Below are 18,192 nucleotides of genomic sequence, written 5' to 3' on the forward strand. Positions count from 1 at the left end.
TCTGATCTTTGGGGGAAATCATGACCGAGACAGCACCGCCAACGCCCGTTGTCGATGAACGTATCAAACAGACATCGAAGTTCCGTCAGGCCCTGATCCGTCCCGAGTTGGGCGGGATCTGCGGGACAATCATCGTCTTCGTCTTCTTCTTTCTGACCGCCTTCGACAGCGGCATGTTCACGCCGCAAGGGGTCCTGAACTGGACGCTGGTCTCGGCACAATTCATGATCATCGCCGTGGGCGCGTGCCTGTTGATGATCGCGGGCGAGTTCGACCTGTCGGTCGGCTCGATGATCGGCTTCGCGGGCATGATGATCGCGGTCTTCGGCGTGGTGCTGGCCTGGCCCATGTGGATCGCCATCCTGATCACCTTCGCCATTTGCCTGTCCATCGGGGCGCTGAACGGCGCGATCGTGATCCGAACCGGCCTGCCGAGCTTCATCGTGACGCTCGCTTTCCTGTTCATCCTGCGCGGCTTCACCATCTTCATCCCCCAGACGCTGGAAAGCAAAACCATCATCGGAGGCATCCGCGACGCGGCCGAAGGCGACTGGCTGGCGCCGGTCTTCGGCGGCAAGATCGGCAACGGGTTCTTCCAGTGGCTCGGCGATATCGGCGTGATCGAGACCTTCAGCCGCGGCAACCGCGCGGGCGAGGCGGTGATCGACGGTCTGCCCATGCTGGTGATCTGGGCGCTGATGCTGATCGCGTTCGGTCATATCCTGCTGACCCGCACCCGCTTCGGCAACTGGATCTTCGCCGCCGGCGGGGATGCGGAGGCCGCGCGCAATTCCGGCGTGCCGGTGAACAAGGTCAAGATCCTTATGTTCATGTTCACCGCCTTCTGCGCCTGCGTCTTCGCCACCTGCCAGGTGATGGAGTTCGGCTCTGCGGGCGCGGATCGCGGGCTTCTGAAGGAATTCGAGGCGATCATCGCCGTGGTGATCGGCGGCGCGCTCTTGACCGGCGGTTACGGGTCGGTGATCGGGGCGGCCCTTGGTGCGCTGATCTTCGGCGTGGTCCAGCAGGGGCTGTTTTTCGCCGGGGTCGAAAGCTCGCTCTTCCGGGTGTTCCTGGGGGTGATCCTGCTCGGCGCGGTGATCCTGAACACTTATATCCGGCGCATGATCACGGGGGAGCGTTGACATGGACTCCAGAACCAACCACGCCCCCATCATCCAGATGAAGAACATCGAGAAACACTTCGGCGCGGTCATCGCGCTCGCCGGGGTGTCCATCGATATCTTCCCGGGCGAGTGTCACTGCCTGCTCGGCGATAACGGCGCGGGCAAATCGACCTTCATCAAGACCATGTCCGGGGTGCATAAGCCCACCAAGGGCGAGATCATCTTCGAAGGCAGACCGATGCACTTCGAAGACCCTCGCGACGCAATGGAGGCCGGGATCGCCACCGTCCATCAGCACCTCGCGATGATCCCGCTGATGTCGGTGAGCCGCAATTTCTTCATGGGTAACGAGCCGGTGAAGAAGATCGCGGGCATCAATTTCCTCGACCGCGAGTTCGCCGACCGGGTCACCATGGAAGAGATGCGCAAGATGGGCATCAACCTGCGCGGCCCGGACCAGGCGGTGGGCACGCTCTCGGGCGGCGAACGCCAGACGGTCGCGATCTCGCGCGCTGTCTATTTCGGGGCCAAGGTGCTGATCCTGGACGAGCCGACCTCCGCGCTCGGTGTGCGTCAGACCTCCAACGTGCTGGCCACCATCGACAAGGTGCGCAAGCAGGGGGTCGCGGTGGTGTTCATCACCCACAATGTGCGCCACGCCATGGCCGTGGGCGACCGGTTCACGGTGCTCAACCGGGGCCAGACCCTGGGCACGGCAGAGCGTGGGGAAATCACCCCCGAAGAATTGCAGGACATGATGGCCGGCGGGCAGGAGCTCGCGACGCTCGAAGGGTCTCTCGGTGGCACCGTCTGATCCCAAGCCGAAGCGGCGGCGCAAGGCCGTGCTCGACCTGCGCGTGCCGTTCTTCCGCCCGGTCTGGCGCCGGGTGGCGATGGTGCTGGTCCTGGCGCTCTGGACCGGTGTCGAGGTGAGCATGGGCAACCCGTTCTGGGCGCTCCTGGCGGGCGGTATCGGGGTTTACGCGATCTATGTCTTTGCCTTCGACTTCGATCCCCCGAATGACGGTGCCGATAGCGGATGACAACGGCGCAAGGCTATTTCGAACCCGGTGCCTGCGACCTGCCTGCCTTCGAGGCGCTGATCTCGCAGCAGCTCGATCCGCAACGCGTGCCGCATGCGGCCGAGATCGCGTCCGGCATCCCGGTCTACGACATGGCCGTGCGGTCGGGGGATTTGGCGGATGGTCTCGCGCGCCGGGCCCTGATGGCGGAATGGGCCTGGGTGCTCGGCGCGGGGCCGGGGGTTTTTGTTCTGCGCCGCGCGCTGACGGATCACGCGATCCTCGACGCGGTCACGGCCCGGTACCTCGACATCATCGCCGCGGAGAAATCCGCGGGCGGCCCCGGTGCGGACCATTTCGCCGCCGCAGGGGCCAATGACCGGATCTGGAACAGCCTCGAGAAGCTCTGCCGCGCCGATCCCGAGCTTTTCGCGCTCTATTTCGGCACCCCGGCTCTGACCGCCGCGGCCGAGGCGTGGCTGGGCCCCGGTTTCCAGATGACCGCGCAGATCAACCTCGTGCACCCCGGCGGGGCCGCGCAGACGGGGCACCGCGACTACCATCTCGGGTTCCAGAGCGCGGACCAGGCGGCCCGGTACCCCGCCCATGTCCATGCCCTGTCCCCGGCGCTGACCCTGCAGGGGGGCATCGCCCATTGCGACATGCCCGTGGAGAGCGGCCCGACCAAGCTCTTGCCCTGGTCGCAGCAGTTCCCGACCGGCTATCTCGCCTTCCATGACCCGGCCTTTGGCGAGGTGTTCGAGCGCGCCCATGTGCAGCTGCCGCTCGCCAAGGCCGACGCGCTGTTCTTCAACCCGGCGCTCTTTCATGCGGCCGGGGCGAACCGCAGCGCGGACATTCACCGCATGGTCAACCTGCTGCAAGTCTCGTCCCCCTTCGGTCGCGCGATGGAGGCGCTGGATCGCCCCGCCATGTGCCGCGCGCTCTATCCCGTGTTGCAACGTCTGGCGGCCGAGGAACGCCTGGGGTCCGCAGCCCTTTCCGCGGTCATCGCCTGCGCCGCCGAAGGCTACGCCTTTCCCACAAATCTCGACACCGACCCGCCGAGCGGCGGTCTCGCCCCGGAAACCCAGGCCGAGTTGATGCAGCGCGCACTGGACGCGGGGCTGAGCCCGGCCGCGTTCGAGGCCGCGCTGGACGCCCAGGCCGCGCGCCGCACCCCGTGAAGGAGCCCGCCATGCCCGATCTCTTGCGCCGACCCTCCGCGAGCACCGGCAAGGTGCACGCGATCTCCCCCGAGGCCGCGAGCTGGTCCTATGTCGGCTTCGACCTCTACCACCTCGCGCCGGGCGACAGCGCCGCCCAGGCCACCGGCGACCGGGAGGCGATCCTCGTGCTGGTCGAGGGCCGCGCCGAGATCACCGGCGGCGGGCAGGCTTTCGGCGAGATGGGCCAGCGGATGAACGTCTTCGACAAGACCCCGCCCCATTGCCTCTATATCCCCGGCGGCTCCGACTGGACCGCCACCGCGACCACACCCTGCACCCTCGCGGTCTGCACCGCCCCGGCGCGGGGCAATCACCCCGTGCGGCGGCTCGGACCGGAGGGGATCGAGATGGTCCCGCGGGGCCGCGGCGCGAACCTGCGCCACATCCACAATATCGCCATGGAGGATCGCGAGGTCGCCGGCAGCCTGCTGGTGACCGAGGTGTTCACCCCTGCGGGCAACTGGTCCTCCTATCCCAGCCACCGCCATGACGAGGACGACTTTCCGCGCATCACCTATCTCGAAGAGACCTATTACCACCGGCTCAACCCCGCGACCGGGTTCGGGATGCAGCGGGTCTATACCGACGATCTGTCGCTCGACGCGGCCATGGCGGTGCAGGACGGCGACGTGGTGCTGGTGCCGCGTGGCCACCACCCCTGCGCCGCGCCTTACGGGATCGAGATGTATTACCTCAACGTCATGGCCGGGCCGCGCCGCAACTGGCGCTTCGAACTGGACCCGAACCTCGCCTGGATCGCGGAGCGGGACGCCCGGGCCTGAGCGCCCGAGGCGGCGGTCAGGGACCGTCCGGGCGGTCCACGATCTCGGCCATGGCATCGAGCAAGGCGGATACCTCGTCCAGGCTGTTGTAATGGCAAAAGGAAACGCGGGTGCTCGTCTCGATCCCGAGGGGCTTCAGCACGCTGCCGGAATAGTGATCCGCCTTGCGCAGATGGGTGCGGATACCCCGGGCGTTCAGCCTCTCGACCACCTGCGCACTATCGCGCCCCGCCAGGGCAAAGGTCACCAGCCCCTCGCGATGGGGGTTCTCGGCCCCTCCGATAATCTGCACGCCGGGCAGGGCGGCCAGCCCCGCACGGTTGCCGATCCCGTGCAGCATCGCCTCGCACAGCGCGCGCTCCTGGGCGGCGATTGCGCCTCCCGCGGCTTCGAGGCAGGCGCGTCGCCCGCCTTTCGCGCCGACCGACGTGCCCAGCCATTGCAGGTAATCCACCACATCCGTGAAGGTGGCATAGGCCGCGGTATCGCGGGTGCCGAACTCCCAAGGATCCCCCGGCGCGTCCAACAGGTGCTCATGGGGCAGGGCGGCCAGCCGCTCCGACAGCCAGGCAACCCCGTAGCCGTGGCGCGCAAACATCTTGTAGGGCGAGACCACATACCCATCGATCCCGGCGCTTGCGATGTCGATCGGCCCGTGGGCGGCGTGCTGGATGCCGTCGACGATGATGAAACAGGCGGGCGCACGGCGGCGGATCTCGGCGGCGATCTCGGCGATGTCCATGCCGATCCCTGTGACCGGCGAGGTATGCACGATGGTGGCCACGCGCGTCTGCGCGGTCACGTCGGCGGCATAGGCGGCCGCGCTGACCCGCCCGGCTGCTGGGTCATGGGCGACCAGCACATAGGTCTTGCCCGCCGCCCGCGCCCAGTGATCCGCCGCACTCCGGGTCGCGGGATGCTCCACGGTGGAGCCCAGCACCACCCCCTCCGGCGTCCCGAGGCACGCGGCCCGGATCAGCCGGAACAGCAATTCGGTGCCGCTCTCGCCCACGATCACCTCGCCCCCGGGCGCGTTGAAAAAGAGCCGCATGTCCTCTCGGCCCCTCGCGATCATCTCCATCAGCGCGGCGGAGGCCCCGTTGGCGCGGCCCTGGTTGTCGGGGATCGCAGCAAGCCGTGCCGAGGTCTCCACCACGCTGTTGAGCGTCAGCGCGCCGCCCGCGTTCTCGAAAAAGATCCGCGCGCCGGTGAAGGGGCAGGTCTCGACATGGGCGAAGCGCGCGCGCACGTCTTGCAGAAGCGTCGGTTCGGTATGCAGCATGGTTGGGGCTCGGGGTTCGGGAAAACTGTGCTAGAAGGGTCACGCGCCAGCAACCACAAAGCGGCCCCGAGTTCAATCGACTGAATGTGCCCCTTCAGGCCCTTGATCGCGCCGCCGAGCAGGGCCAGACTGGACCGTGACGTTTCCTTTTGGCGTCAAAAGGGCACAAACGGTGCGGTTTGACCCTGCCCGAGATCCCCCCGGGGGTCGGATAGTGACCGGAAACGACGGTTATGGGATTGCGGGGCGGGCCGGTTCACGGCTGTCTGATGGCAACAGGGAAGGCAAGCACATGGCGTTGGATCGCAAATCTGCCACGAAGACCGGCGTCTGGAAATCGGGCGCCGGGCGCGGCCGCAAGACCCCCAAGGGCCGGCAGGTCACCGATCAGGCCTGGGCAGAACTGCGCGAAGTGCTGGGCGACCGGCCGCGGCGGCGCGACCTGCTGATCGAATTTTTGCACCTCATCCAGGATCGCTACGGCCATCTGTCGGCGGCGCATCTGCGCGCCCTTGCCGAGGAACTGCGCCTGTCCCAGGCCGAGGTTTACGAGGTCGCGAGTTTCTATGCCCATTTCGACGTGGTCAAGGAGGGCGAGAGCCCGCCACCGGCCCTGACCATCCGGGTCTGCGACTCCCTGTCGTGTGAGCTGGCCGGGGCGCAGGCGTTGAAATCCGCGCTGGAGGATGGGCTCGACCCGGGCCAGGTGCGCGTTCTGCGCGCGCCTTGCATGGGCCGGTGCGATACGGCGCCGGTGCTGGAGTTGGGCCACAACCATATCGACCACGCCACGCCGGAAAAGGCCCATGCGGCCATCGCGGTGGGGGCGATCCATCCCACGATCCCGGAGTACGAGACGCTGGCGGCCTACAGCGCGGCAGGCGGCTATGGCGCGCTGCGCGATCTGCGCGCCTCCGGCGATTGGGAAGCGGTGCAGGCGCAGGTAAAGCAAAGCGGGCTGCGCGGTCTTGGTGGTGCGGGCTTTCCGTCGGGGACCAAGTGGGGCTTTGTGCGCGCCAATCCCGGGCCGCGTTACCTGGCTGTGAACGGCGACGAAGGCGAGCCTGGCACCTTCAAGGACCGCCATTACCTCGAACGGGTGCCGCATCTCTTCCTCGAAGGCATGCTGATCGCCGCCTGGGCGGTGGAGGCGGAGCGCTGCTACATCTACATGCGCGACGAATACCCGGCCGTGCTCGAAATTCTGCGCCGGGAGATCGCCGCGCTCGAAGAGGCTGGGATCGCCGAGCCGGGTCATATCGAGCTGCGCCGTGGCGCGGGCGCCTATATCTGCGGCGAGGAAAGCGCCATGATCGAGAGCATCGAGGGCAAGCGCGGGATGCCGCGCCACCGCCCGCCCTACGTGGCGCAGGTGGGCCTCTTCGGGCGGCCGACGCTGGTGCACAATGTCGAAACCCTGCACTGGATCGCCCGCATCTGCCGCGAAGGGCCGGAGGTGCTGAGTGCCACCACCCATAACGACCGCGTGGGCCTGCGCAGCTATTCGGTCTCGGGCCGGGTCGCGCGGCCGGGGGTCTACCTGCTGCCTGCGGGCTCCACGATCCTCGACATCATCGACGCGGCGGGCGGCATGGCCGAGGGCCATGTCTTCAAGGCGTTCCAGCCCGGCGGGCCATCCTCGGGGCTGCTGCCGGCCTCGGCGGCGGATGTGCCGCTCGATTTCGACACGCTGCAACCTCTGGGCACCTTCATCGGCTCCGCGGCGGTTGTCGTTCTGTCGGACCAGGACCGCGCCCGCGACGCCGCCCTCAACATGCTGCGGTTTTTCGAGGATGAAAGCTGCGGCCAGTGCACCCCGTGCCGGGTCGGCTGCGAAAAGGCCGTCAAACTGATGCAGGCCGAGCGCTGGGATGCCGGGTTGCTGTCCGAGCTTTGCACCGCCATGGCCGATGCCTCGATCTGCGGGCTGGGCCAGGCGGCCCCGAACCCGATCCTGTCCACGATCAAGCATTTCCCAGAGGAGGTCTGACCATGGCCGATGGCGCACAACTGCGGACCGTGACCTTCACCCTGGACGGGCAGACCGTGACCGCCGAGGCGGGCCAGACCATCTGGGAGGTGGCCAATGGGCGCGGGCTGAAGATCCCCCATCTGTGCCACAAACCCGCGCCGGGATACCGCCCCGATGGCAACTGCCGCGCCTGCATGGTCGAGATCGAGGGCGAGCGGGTGCTGGCGGCCTCCTGCATCCGCGAGCCGTCCGAGGGCATGGTCGTGACCACGTCCTCGGCCCGGGCCGAAACCGCGCGCAAGATGGTGGTCGAGATGCTGGTGACGGACCAACCCGCCCGCGCCGAGGCCCATGACCGCTCGGCCCATTTCTGGGACATGGCGGATGCGGCCGGGGTGACCGAGAGCCGGTTTCCCAAGCTGGAGAGCCCGCGCATCCCGCTGCTCGACGACAGCCACGTGGCGATGCGCGTCAACCTCGACGCCTGTATCCAGTGCGGGCTGTGCGTGCGGGCCTGCCGCGAAGTGCAGGTCAACGACGTGATCGGCATGGCCGGGCGCGGCCACGACGCCTATCCGGTGTTCGACCTCGATGATCCCATGGGCGACAGCACCTGTGTCGCCTGCGGCGAGTGCGTGCAGGCCTGCCCGACCGGCGCGCTGATGGAAGCGAAACTCCTCGACGAGGCGCAGCAGGGCGACAGCAAGGATTTCGACGATGAGGTCAGCTCCATCTGTCCGTTCTGCGGCGTCGGCTGCCAGGTCTCTCTCAAGGTCAAGGACGGCGCGATCGTCAAGGCCGACGGCATCAACGGGCCCGCGAACGAAGGGCGGCTCTGCGTCAAGGGCCGGTTCGGCTTCGACTATATCCACCACCCCCACCGGCTGACCAAGCCCCTGATCCGTCGCGACGACGCGCCGGAAAAGGGGCTGAACGTGGACCCGGGCAACCCGTGGGCCCATTTCCGCGAAGCCACCTGGGAAGAGGCCCTCGATGCCGCCGCCCATGGCCTTGGCGATCTGCGCAGCTTCTATGGCGGCAAATCCGTGGCTGGGTTCGGCTCGGCCAAATGCACCAATGAAGAGGCCTATCTCTTCCAGAAACTGATCCGGCAGGCCTTTGGCCACAACAATGTCGATCACTGCACGCGGCTGTGTCATGCGTCCTCCGTGGCGGCGATGATGGAAAACATCGGCTCCGGCGCGGTCACCGCCACGTTCAACGAGATAGAGAATGCCGATGTGGCGATCGTGATCGGCGCCAACCCGACCGAGAACCACCCCGTGGCCGCGACCTTCTTCAAACAGTTCGCCAAGCGCGGCGGGGAGCTGATCGTGCTCGACCCGCGCGGGCAGGCATTGAAACGTCACGCGGCGCACATGCTGCAATTCCGCCCCGGCACGGATGTGGCCCTGCTCAACGGCATCATGAACGTGATCGTCGAGGAAAAACTCTACGACCGGCAGTATATCGAGGGCTTCACCGAGGGCTTCTTCGAGTTCCGCGAGCATATCCGCGCCTTCACGCCCGAACGCATGGCCGAGCTCTGCGGCATCGAGGCCGCGCAGATCCGCGCCGTCGCCCGCAGTTTCGCGCGCGCCCGCGCGGGCATGATCTTCTGGGGGATGGGGGTCAGCCAGCATATCCATGGCACCGACAACGCCCGTTGCCTGATCAGCCTCGCGCTGCTGTGCGGCCATGTGGGCAGACCCGGGACCGGCCTGCACCCGTTGCGCGGTCAGAACAACGTGCAGGGCGCCTCCGATGCGGGGCTGATCCCGCAGGTGCTGCCGGATTACCAGAACGTCACCGACCCGGAGGTGCGCGAGTTGTTCCGCCATATCTGGAAGGGCACCCAGATCGACGCGACCCCGGGCCTGACGGTGGTCGAGATCATGGACCGCGTCTATCGCGGCGAGATCCGCGGCATGTATATCCTGGGCGAGAACCCGGCCATGTCCGACCCGGATGTGGAACATGCCCGCAAGGCACTGGCCCATCTCGACCATCTCGTGGTGCAGGACATCTTCCTGACCGAGACCGCGAATTACGCGGATGTGATCCTGCCCGCCAGCGCGTTTCCCGAAAAGACCGGCACCGTGACCAATACCAACCGCCAGGTGCAGATGGGCCGCAAGGCCGTCGACGCCCCCGGCGAGGCGCGCGAGGACTGGCGCATCATCGTCGACATGGCCAACCGGCTCGGACTCGATTGGGACTACGACACGCCGCGTATGGTGTTCAACGAGATGAAGATGTCCATGCGCTCGCTGCATCACATCACCTGGTCGCGGCTGGAAAACGAAGGGGCCGTGACTTATCCGTCCCTGTCGAACGACGATCCGGGCCAGCCCATCGTGTTCGGCGACGGCTTTCCGCGCCGCGCGGGCCGGGCGATGTTCACGCCCGCCCGCGTCACCCCGCCCGCCGAGGTGCCGGACGAGCGCTATCCGATGATCCTGACCACGGGCAGGCAGCTGGAGCATTGGCACACCGGCTCCATGACCCGGCGGGCCAGCGTGCTCGACGCGGTGGAGCCGGAGGCGAACTGCTCGCTCCATCCCAAGACCCTGCGCAAGCTGGGGGTGGAGCCGGGCGGCCATGTGCGCCTGACCACCCGCCGCGGCACGATCACGGTGATGGCGCGCGCCGACCGGGCCGTGGCCGAGGACATGGTCTTCCTGCCCTTCGCCTATGTCGAGGCGGCGGCGAACATCCTGACCAATGCCGCGCTCGATCCCTATGGCAAGATCCCGGAATTCAAGTTCGCCGCCGTGCGGGTGGAAAACCCCCAGGACGATCCGCAAGTTGCGGCGCAGTAACCCCGCACCCGCGGGCGATCGTGCCGCGCGCGCCGCAGACGCCTGCGAAAATGTCGGCTCTGGGCGATTGCGGTTCCGCGTTCCGGAGTGCACTCATGGCACAGAGATCCCCTGAGAAAGACCGCCCCCATGTCCGATATCGAGATTGCCCGCGCCGCCACCAAGAAACCGATCCAGCAGATCGGCGCCACCCTCGGCATCGGCGCGGACGACCTGCTGCCCTACGGCCATGACAAGGCCAAGGTCAGCCAATCCTTCATCACCTCGGTGCAGGACCGCCCCAATGGCAAGCTGATCCTGGTGACCGCGATCAACCCGACCCCCGCGGGCGAGGGCAAGACCACCACGACCGTGGGCCTGGGCGACGGGCTCAACCGGATCGGCAAGAAGGCCTGCGTGTGCATCCGCGAAGCCTCCCTCGGGCCGAATTTTGGGATGAAGGGCGGCGCGGCGGGCGGCGGCCATGCCCAGGTCATCCCGATGGAGGACATGAACCTCCACTTCACCGGCGATTTCCACGCGATCACCTCGGCCCATTCGCTGCTCTCGGCGATGATCGACAACCACATCTACTGGGGCAACGAGCTGGAGATCGACATCCGCCGCGTCACCTGGCGGCGTGTGGTGGACATGAACGACCGCGCCCTGCGACAGATCACGGCGAGCCTCGGCGGGGTGGCCAACGGCTTCCCGCGCGAGGCGGGGTTCGACATCACAGTCGCCTCCGAGGTCATGGCGATCCTGTGCCTGGCGCGCGATCTCAAGGACCTCGAACAGCGCCTGGGCGACATGATCGTGGCCTACCGGCGCGACCGCTCCCCGGTCTATTGCCGCGACATCAAGGCCGAAGGGGCGATGACCGTGCTGCTCAAGGACGCGATGCAGCCCAACCTCGTGCAGACGCTGGAAAACAACCCGGCCTTCGTCCATGGCGGCCCGTTCGCCAATATCGCCCATGGCTGCAATTCGGTCATCGCCACGACCACGGCGCTGAAACTGGCGGATTTCGTGGTGACCGAGGCGGGCTTCGGCGCCGATCTGGGCGCCGAGAAGTTCATGAACATCAAGTGCCGCAAGGCCGGCCTCGCCCCCGATTGCGTGGTGCTGGTGGCCACCGTGCGCGCGATGAAGATGAACGGTGGTGTCGCCAAGGCCGATCTGGGCGCCGAGAACGTCGCGGCCGTGCAGGCGGGCTGCGCCAATCTCGGCCGCCATATCGGCAACCTCAAGGGCTTCGGCGTGCCCGTAGTCGTGGCGATCAACCATTTCGTCACCGACACCGAGGCCGAGATCCAGGCGGTCAAGGACTATGTCGCGGGGCAGGGGGCCGAGGCCATCCTGTCGCGCCATTGGGAACTGGGCTCCGAAGGCTCCGCCGCGTTGGCCACGCGGGTTGCCGAGATCGCCGAGAGCGGCGCGTCGCAATTCTCCCCGCTCTATCCCGACGCGATGCCCCTGCTGGAGAAGATCGAAACCATCGCCAAGCGGATCTACCACGCCGAGAAGGTGATCGCGGACAACAAGATCGTGGATCAACTCAAGCTCTGGGAAGAGCAGGGCTATGGCCACCTGCCGGTCTGCATGGCCAAGACCCAGTATTCGTTTTCCACCGATCCCAATGAACGCGGCGCGCCCACGGGCCATGCGATCCCCGTGCGCGAAGTGCGCCTGTCGGCGGGGGCGGGCTTCGTCGTGGTGGTCTGTGGCGAGATCATGACCATGCCGGGTCTGCCCCGCGTGCCCTCGGCCGAACATATCCGGCTCAATGACGCAGGCGAGGTCGAAGGCCTGTTCTAGGCTGGAGTCCGATGCGTCCGCGCGGTACCAAACGCCGAACCGCCCTGGAGGACCAGACATGCGCGCGCCCGAAGACTGCAACTCCATGGCGGAACTGCGCGCCGCGATCGACACGCTGGACAGATCCCTCGTGGCCCTTCTGGCCCGGCGCGCGGGCTATATCGACCGGGCCATCGCCCTGAAACCGGCCGAGAACCTGCCCGCCCGCATCGAGGACCGCGTGGCGCAGGTCAAGGCACGGGTGCGGGCCGAAGCGGACACGCAGGGCCTCGACCCCGACCTCGTCGAGGGGCTCTGGCACCAGCTGATCGAGTGGTCCATCGCGCGGGAAGAGGTGGTTCTGGGCGCGGACGCTCCGAAAGAGACAAGAGAGAGATGACAGCCGAGACAATCGACGGAAAGGCGTTTGCAGCCGGGGTGCGGGCGAAGGTCGCGCACCATGTTGAGACCCTGCGCGACACCCATGGGATCACGCCGGGGCTGGCGGTCGTGCTGGTGGGCGAGGATCCGGCCAGCGAGGTCTACGTCGCCAACAAGCACCGCCAGACGGTGGAGGTCGGCATGGCCTCCTTCTCGCACAAGCTGCCGGCAAAGACGACCGAGGCGGACCTGTTTGCCCTGATCGACCAACTCAACGCGGACCCGTCGGTGCACGGCATCCTGTGCCAGTTCCCGGTGCCCGAACATCTGAACGAACGCGCCGTGGTCGCGCGCATCGACCCGGCCAAGGATGTGGACGGGCTGAGCGTGGTGAATGCGGGCCTTCTGGCCAGCGGCGAGCGGGGCCTTGTCTCCTGCACGCCCCTGGGATGCCTGATGCTGCTGCGCGACCGGCTCGGCGACCTGTCGGGGCTGGAGGCGGTGGTGATCGGCCGCTCCAATCTCTTCGGCAAGCCCATGGGGCAGCTCCTGCTGCGCGAGAACGCGACCGTGACCATGGCCCATTCGCGCACCCGTGACCTCGCGCAGGTCTGTCGCCGCGCCGATATCCTCGTCGCCGCCGTGGGCCGGGCCGAGATGGTGAAGGCCGATTGGGTCAAGCCCGGCGCCACGGTGATCGACGTGGGCATCACCCGCCAGCCGCACCCGGACGATCCCGACAAGACCCGGCTGCTGGGGGATGTGGACTTCGCCGCCGTGGCAGAGGTGGCGGGCGCGATCACACCGGTGCCCGGCGGCGTCGGTCCCATGACCATTGCGTGCCTTTTGGCCAACACCGTGACGGCATGTTGCCGGGCCCACGGCCTGCCGGAGCCCGAGGGGCTGGCCGTGTGAGCCGGGCAGCCTGCATGCGCGATGGGCAAATTTGACTGACGCTTCAAGTGCTTCGCCGGGCGGGCGTGGTGCCGTGCCGGGGTCGAGGTTTCAAAACCGCCCGCTCGCATACCGACGTGTACCGCTAAGCCCCTCTTTTCGCGGGTTTTTCCCTTTTCCATTTTCCTGCGCGGACCTATCTTGCAGCCAAAGAAGGAATCCCGAATGCCCGCCATCGAAGACCACCCGCTACGCTATGCGCTGGCCAATGAATTGCATGCGCGGCCTTTCCCGGAATTGTCCGCGCCGTGCCATGCCGTGTTTCTCGCCATCAAGCAGCCGCAGGATGCGGCGATGCGCAACCGGGACCTGGACCGCGCGCACCTGATCGAGCTGCTCGACCGCTACGGCGCGCCGCATCCGTCGCCCGGGGCGACCCATTTTTCCGGCCAGATCGGCAAGCACACCCTGAAATGGGAAAGCCATACCGAGTTCGTGACCTTCACGATCTTCGTCGACGGGACCGCGGCCCGCCCCTTCGATCCCGACAGCTTCGATGTCTTTCCCGAGGATTGGCTGAAAAAGGCGCCCGGCATGCGCATGGGCTCCTCCCTGATCCGGGTCGAGGAGCGGCCGAGCAAGGAAGAGATCAAGACAAAACTCGAAAGCTGGTTCGTGCCCGAAAGCCTCGCGGTGAGCCAGGTGCTCGACGACTCCGCGGTGATCGCGGGCGATTTCCGCATCGATGCGGGCGGCCATTCGCGCTTCGCGATCTTCGTCGGCGATGACATCGGCAAGCGCCGGGTCGGGCGCATCCTGCAACGGGTCACCGAGATCGAGACCTACAAGACCGTGTCGATGCTGGGTCTGGCCCGCGCGCGGACCATTGGCGGCCAGCTCAATGAAATCGACGACCGGCTCTCGGACATGGTCGGCAGCATGAGCAGCAACGCCGCCCCCGCCGAGGACACGCTGACCGCCCTGCTGGAGATTTCGGCCGATCTGGAAAACCTGATGGCGCAAAGCTCGTTCCGGTTCGGTGCCACCCGGGCCTACGAGGCGCTGGTGACCCAGCGGATCGAGGTGCTGCGCGAGGAACGCTTCGACGGGCGGCAGACCTTCGCCGAGTTCATGATGCGCCGCTTCGATCCCGCCATGCGGACGGTCAAGGCGACCGAGCGGCGGATGCAGCAGATGGCGGATCGCGCGACACGGGCGGCGGAGCTGCTCCGGACCCGCGTCGATGTGGAACGCCAGACCCAGAACCAGGCGCTGCTCGAAAGCATGGACCGGCGCGCGGCGCTGCAACTGCGCCTGCAGAAGACGGTCGAAGGGCTGTCCGTGGTCGCGATCAGCTACTACGCGGTGAACCTCGCCATCTACCTGATCGGCCCGCTGGCCTATACCGCGGATGTCTCCAAGACGGTGCTGACCGCCGCGGTCACTCCGCTGGTAGTGCTTGGGGTCTGGTTCCTTGTGCGCCGGATCCGCGAAGGGATGGAGAAGTAGCGCCCTCGGGCAGCAGCCGCCCCGTCACGGCCCCGCCCACCGCGATGGCCACCAGGGCAAGGGTCGCGGCGAAGCTCAGGGTCGGCACACCAGCCAGGCCTGCGCCCACGGTGCACCCGCCCGCCAGAACCCCGCCCACGCCCATCAGCGCAGCGCCCGCAGCGTAGCGGCCGGTCTGGTGCGGGCTGTCGAAGCTCGCCCAGGCGAAGCTGCGCGACACCAACGCCGCCAGAAGCGCGCCCAGCAGCGTCCCGGCAATCAGGCCCGTGCCGAACCCGGCCGGGATCGATGTGGACGCGATCACGAAGAACAGGCTCTCGGTGGCGGGTGCTGTGAAGGACAGCGACTCCAGGGCGATCGGATCGAAATCGTCGTAAAGGACATACCCCGTGCCGACCCAGCCCAGCGGCACCAGCGCGCCCAGCAGCGCCGCCAGCAGCAGCACACCGGGCCGGTTGCCCGACCGGATCGCCACCGCAACGGCCAGCAGGGCGAGCACGGCGGTCCAGCCCCAGGCGCCGCCGGGCAGGCTCGCAAACCCGGTCATGTCGCCGAAATCGACCGTGGCGCTGGCCAGGCTGGTGCGCAGCGGCGCCAGAACGCCCTTCAAGGTCGCATGGGCGACAACGGCGAAGATCAACACGACCGTCAGCGCGCGCAGGTTGCCCGAGGCACCCAGCACCGTCAGGCGCGAGATGCAGCCGCGGGTCAGCACCATGCCCGCGCCGAACATCAGCCCGCCCGCGAGGATTGCCAGCACGGGCACCTCCGAGACGAAGAACCGATGCTCCGAAAACCCGACCAGCCCCAGCGCGACGATCGCTTGCGTGCCGACCAGCGCCACGGCCAGCGCGGTCAGCCAGACCCCCGCGGCACTCCGCCGATCCTCGGGCGCACCTGCCACGGCCCGGCGCAGACAGAACCGTGTCCGCTGTGCGAGCACACCGAAGGCCAGGCCCAGGGCAAGCCCGAAAAGGGCGGATGCAAGGCGCACATCGATAAAGTCCAAACCAAGGTCAGCGTACATGGCCGTCTCCGGGATCACGGGGATCAGTCTCGCGCAGATAGGCGAGGAACCGGTCCTGAATCAAGCGCGAGGCGCTCTCGGGCGACAGAGTCCGTCGGACCACGAATCCGGCTTGCTGGCCCGGACCGGATCGTCGGCACGAAAATCGCCGCGGTTTGGAGGATTTTCCCGAAAGGAGGCTTTCTAAGCGAACCTCATTCTTATTTTGGCGTTTCTGCCCCGCCAGGTCGGTCATATTCGTCTCCGGCCGTTCGGGGGTGTTTTCGGCCTGATGCAGGTCGCACCTTGACGCCTGCGCCTGTGCGAAGCACCTAAAGGACACATCCTGCGTCAACGGAGTGCACCATGCCCATCAAGAACCGGTTTGCCGAACTTCTGCCCGAGATCACGGCCTGGCGGCAGGATTTCCACGCCCATCCCGAACTCCTCTTCGACACGCACCGGACCGCCGGGATCGTGGCCGAGAAGCTCCACGCCTTCGGCTGCGACGAGGTCGTCGAAGGCCTCGGGCGCACGGGCGTCGTCGGTGTCATCAAGGGGCGGCAGACCGGCTCCGGTCGGGTCATCGGCCTGCGCGCCGACATGGACGCCCTGCCGATCCCCGAGGAAACCGGCGTGCCCTATGCCTCCAAGGTGCCGGGCAAGATGCATGCCTGCGGCCATGACGGGCACACCGCGATGCTGCTGGGGGCGGCCAAATACCTGGCCGAGACGCGCAATTTCGATGGCACCTGCGTGGTGATCTTCCAACCCGCCGAAGAAGGTGGCGGCGGCGGGCGCGAAATGGTCGAGGACGGGCTGATGGAACGCTTCGGCATCGAAGAGGTCTACGGCATGCATAACTGGCCCGGCGTGCCCACGGGCAGCTTCGCGATCCGCCCGGGCCCGTTCTTCGCGGCCACGGACCAGTTCGACATCGTGATCAAGGGCAAGGGCGGGCACGCCGCCAAGCCGCAGGAAACCGTGGATCCGACCGTGGCGGCCAGCCAGGTGGTCCTTGCCCTGCAAACCATCGCCAGCCGCAATGCCGACCCGATCCGGCAGATCGTGGTGTCGGTCACGTCCTTCCAGACCTCCAGCACCGCGTTCAACGTGATCCCGCAGCAGGTGGCGTTGAAGGGCACCGTGCGGACCCTGGACGAGGACGTGCGCGCCATGGCCGAGCGGCGTCTGACCGAGATCGCCACCGGCATAGCCCAGGCCATGGGGGCCGAGGCCGAGGTGCAGTATCACAAGGGCTACCCGGTCATGGTGAACTCCGGGCCGGAGACGGAGTTTGCCGCGGATGTCGCGCGCAAGGTCTCGGGCGACTGCGCCGAGGCGCCGCTGGTCATGGGGGGCGAGGATTTCGCCTATCTGCTGAACGCGCGGCCCGGGGCCTATATCCTGGTGGGCAATGGGGACACGGCGGCGGTCCATCACCCCGCCTACAACTTCAATGACGAGGCGATCCCGGCGGGCTGTTCCTGGTGGGCCGAGATCGTCGAGACGCGGCTGCCCATCGCCTCCTGAGGCGCGCGGCGCTTGCGCCGGACGCGCCGCTTGGGTACCTCGCGGGGATGAAGCCGTTTCTGATCCTGCAACTGCGCCCCGAACCGGAGGTGTCCGACGACGAGTATGCCGCGATCCTGACCAAGTCGGGCCTGCGCGCGCAGGACACGCAGCGGATCTGTCTCGATCACGAGAAACTGCCCGATGAGCTTGATCTCGCGGATTATTCCGGCGTGATCGTCGGCGGCGGGCCGGGCTGTATCAGCGACCCCGCAGAGGTGAAAACACCGACCGAGGCGCGGATCGAGGCGGCGATCCTGTCGCTCATGCCCGAGGTGGTGGGCCGCGACGTGCCGTTCATGGGCTGCTGCTACGGCATGGGTGCGCTCGGGCATCACCTGGGTGCGGAGGTCTCCAAGCGCCGCTATGGCGAGGGCGTCGCCGCGGTGCCCTGCGAACGCACCGAGGCCGGGCGCGCCGATCCGATCCTCGCCGACCTGCCGGACCGGTTCGACGCCTTCGTCGGCCACAAGGAGGCGTTGCAGGACCTGCCCAAGGGGGCCGTGCACCTGATGCGCGGCGAGGCGTGCCCGTTCCAGATGATCCGCTACGGGCAAAATGTCTACGCGACCCAGTTCCACCCCGAAGCCGATGGCGACGGCGTGGCTCTGCGCATCCGCGCCTATCGCGACAAGGGGTATTTTCCGCCCGAAGAGGCCGAGCCCCTCATCGCGCGGGTCCAGCATGCGGATGTGCGCGCAAGTGCCCGTATTCTCAGGAATTTCGTGGCCCGATACGCAACCGGTTGACCCGGCAAGCCGCAGGATTCCATCCGTGCCGAGATACTCCGGCGTGTAGACCGCAGGTCCGCGGGGACA

Annotated in this window: 15 protein-coding genes; 13 read left to right on the plus strand and 2 right to left on the minus strand. The window is 67.2% G+C overall.

All coding sequences use genetic code 11. From position 1 onward, the window contains the following. Positions 1-20: 20 nt before the first annotated feature. From PVW48_RS05145 to iolB, 5 genes are read left to right on the plus strand one after another with little or no spacing between them, the layout of a single operon-like run. Positions 21-1,145, plus strand: coding sequence for an ABC transporter permease (locus PVW48_RS05145; protein WP_274580559.1), 1,125 nt, complete (start codon positions 21-23; stop codon positions 1,143-1,145). A 1-nt stretch (position 1,146) separates the two neighbouring features. Then, complete coding sequence (locus PVW48_RS05150) at positions 1,147-1,941, plus strand: ATP-binding cassette domain-containing protein (protein ID WP_274580560.1); 795 nt, start codon at positions 1,147-1,149, stop codon at positions 1,939-1,941. Beyond that, positions 1,928-2,170 carry a hypothetical protein gene (locus PVW48_RS05155; RefSeq protein ID WP_274580561.1) on the plus strand — a complete coding sequence of 81 codons (243 nt, stop codon included), beginning with the start codon at positions 1,928-1,930 and terminating at the stop codon, positions 2,168-2,170. The genes PVW48_RS05150 and PVW48_RS05155 overlap by 14 nt, the downstream gene beginning before the upstream one ends. After that, positions 2,167-3,336 (plus strand): phytanoyl-CoA dioxygenase family protein, encoded by a 1,170-nt coding sequence (locus PVW48_RS05160; protein ID WP_274580562.1) that lies wholly within the window; start codon positions 2,167-2,169, stop codon positions 3,334-3,336. Before PVW48_RS05155 ends, PVW48_RS05160 begins: the two co-directional genes overlap by 4 nt. 11 nt (positions 3,337-3,347) lie before the next feature. After that, positions 3,348-4,160, plus strand: coding sequence for a 5-deoxy-glucuronate isomerase (iolB, locus tag PVW48_RS05165; protein ID WP_274580563.1), 813 nt, complete (start codon positions 3,348-3,350; stop codon positions 4,158-4,160). A gap of 16 nt (positions 4,161-4,176) precedes the next feature. On the opposite strand, the gene PVW48_RS05170 is transcribed toward iolB, so the two are convergent. Continuing rightward, entirely contained in the window at positions 4,177-5,442 is a 1,266-nt protein-coding gene (locus PVW48_RS05170) for an aminotransferase class V-fold PLP-dependent enzyme (RefSeq protein ID WP_274580564.1), read from the minus strand. 292 nt (positions 5,443-5,734) lie between these two features. Here PVW48_RS05170 and PVW48_RS05175 point away from each other — a divergent pair, with 292 nt between their 5' ends. The 6 genes from PVW48_RS05175 to PVW48_RS05200 all read left to right on the plus strand — a co-directional run bounded on the left by PVW48_RS05175 (position 5,735) and on the right by PVW48_RS05200 (position 14,796). Next, the gene (locus tag PVW48_RS05175; protein WP_274580565.1) at positions 5,735-7,432 is read left to right on the plus strand and encodes an NAD(P)H-dependent oxidoreductase subunit E; all 1,698 of its coding nucleotides are present in this window, start codon (positions 5,735-5,737) and stop codon (positions 7,430-7,432) included. Positions 7,433-7,434: 2 nt separating this feature from the next. Further along, positions 7,435-10,236: a formate dehydrogenase subunit alpha gene (gene fdhF / locus PVW48_RS05180; RefSeq protein WP_274580566.1), complete on the plus strand. Its 2,802-nt coding sequence runs from the start codon at positions 7,435-7,437 to the stop codon at positions 10,234-10,236. Positions 10,237-10,365: 129 nt separating this feature from the next. Continuing rightward, positions 10,366-12,033, plus strand: coding sequence for a formate--tetrahydrofolate ligase (locus PVW48_RS05185; protein WP_274580567.1), 1,668 nt, complete (start codon positions 10,366-10,368; stop codon positions 12,031-12,033). A gap of 58 nt (positions 12,034-12,091) precedes the next feature. Further along, positions 12,092-12,412 carry a chorismate mutase gene (locus PVW48_RS05190; RefSeq protein ID WP_274580568.1) on the plus strand — a complete coding sequence of 107 codons (321 nt, stop codon included), beginning with the start codon at positions 12,092-12,094 and terminating at the stop codon, positions 12,410-12,412. Continuing rightward, positions 12,409-13,308 carry a bifunctional methylenetetrahydrofolate dehydrogenase/methenyltetrahydrofolate cyclohydrolase FolD gene (gene folD, locus PVW48_RS05195; protein ID WP_274580569.1) on the plus strand — a complete coding sequence of 300 codons (900 nt, stop codon included), beginning with the start codon at positions 12,409-12,411 and terminating at the stop codon, positions 13,306-13,308. The genes PVW48_RS05190 and folD overlap by 4 nt, the downstream gene beginning before the upstream one ends. A 204-nt stretch (positions 13,309-13,512) precedes the next feature. Then, complete coding sequence (locus PVW48_RS05200; protein ID WP_274580570.1) at positions 13,513-14,796, plus strand: DUF3422 family protein; 1,284 nt, start codon at positions 13,513-13,515, stop codon at positions 14,794-14,796. Here PVW48_RS05200 and PVW48_RS05205 read toward each other — a convergent pair. Further along, positions 14,729-15,823, minus strand: a complete 1,095-nt coding sequence (locus tag PVW48_RS05205; protein ID WP_274580571.1) for a YeeE/YedE family protein — start codon at positions 15,821-15,823, stop codon at positions 14,729-14,731. The genes PVW48_RS05200 and PVW48_RS05205 overlap by 68 nt on opposite strands. Positions 15,824-16,168: 345 nt before the next feature. On the opposite strand from PVW48_RS05205, the gene PVW48_RS05210 reads away from it, so the two are divergent. Next, entirely contained in the window at positions 16,169-17,335 is a 1,167-nt protein-coding gene (locus PVW48_RS05210) for a M20 aminoacylase family protein (protein ID WP_274580572.1), read from the plus strand. Between the two features lie 47 nt (positions 17,336-17,382). Continuing rightward, the gene (locus PVW48_RS05215; RefSeq protein ID WP_012177961.1) at positions 17,383-18,123 is read left to right on the plus strand and encodes a glutamine amidotransferase; all 741 of its coding nucleotides are present in this window, start codon (positions 17,383-17,385) and stop codon (positions 18,121-18,123) included. Positions 18,124-18,192: the final 69 nt, after the last annotated feature.

This window comes from Dinoroseobacter sp. PD6 (genome assembly GCF_028807315.1).
Taxonomy (GTDB): Bacteria; Pseudomonadota; Alphaproteobacteria; order Rhodobacterales; family Rhodobacteraceae; genus Dinoroseobacter; species Dinoroseobacter shibae.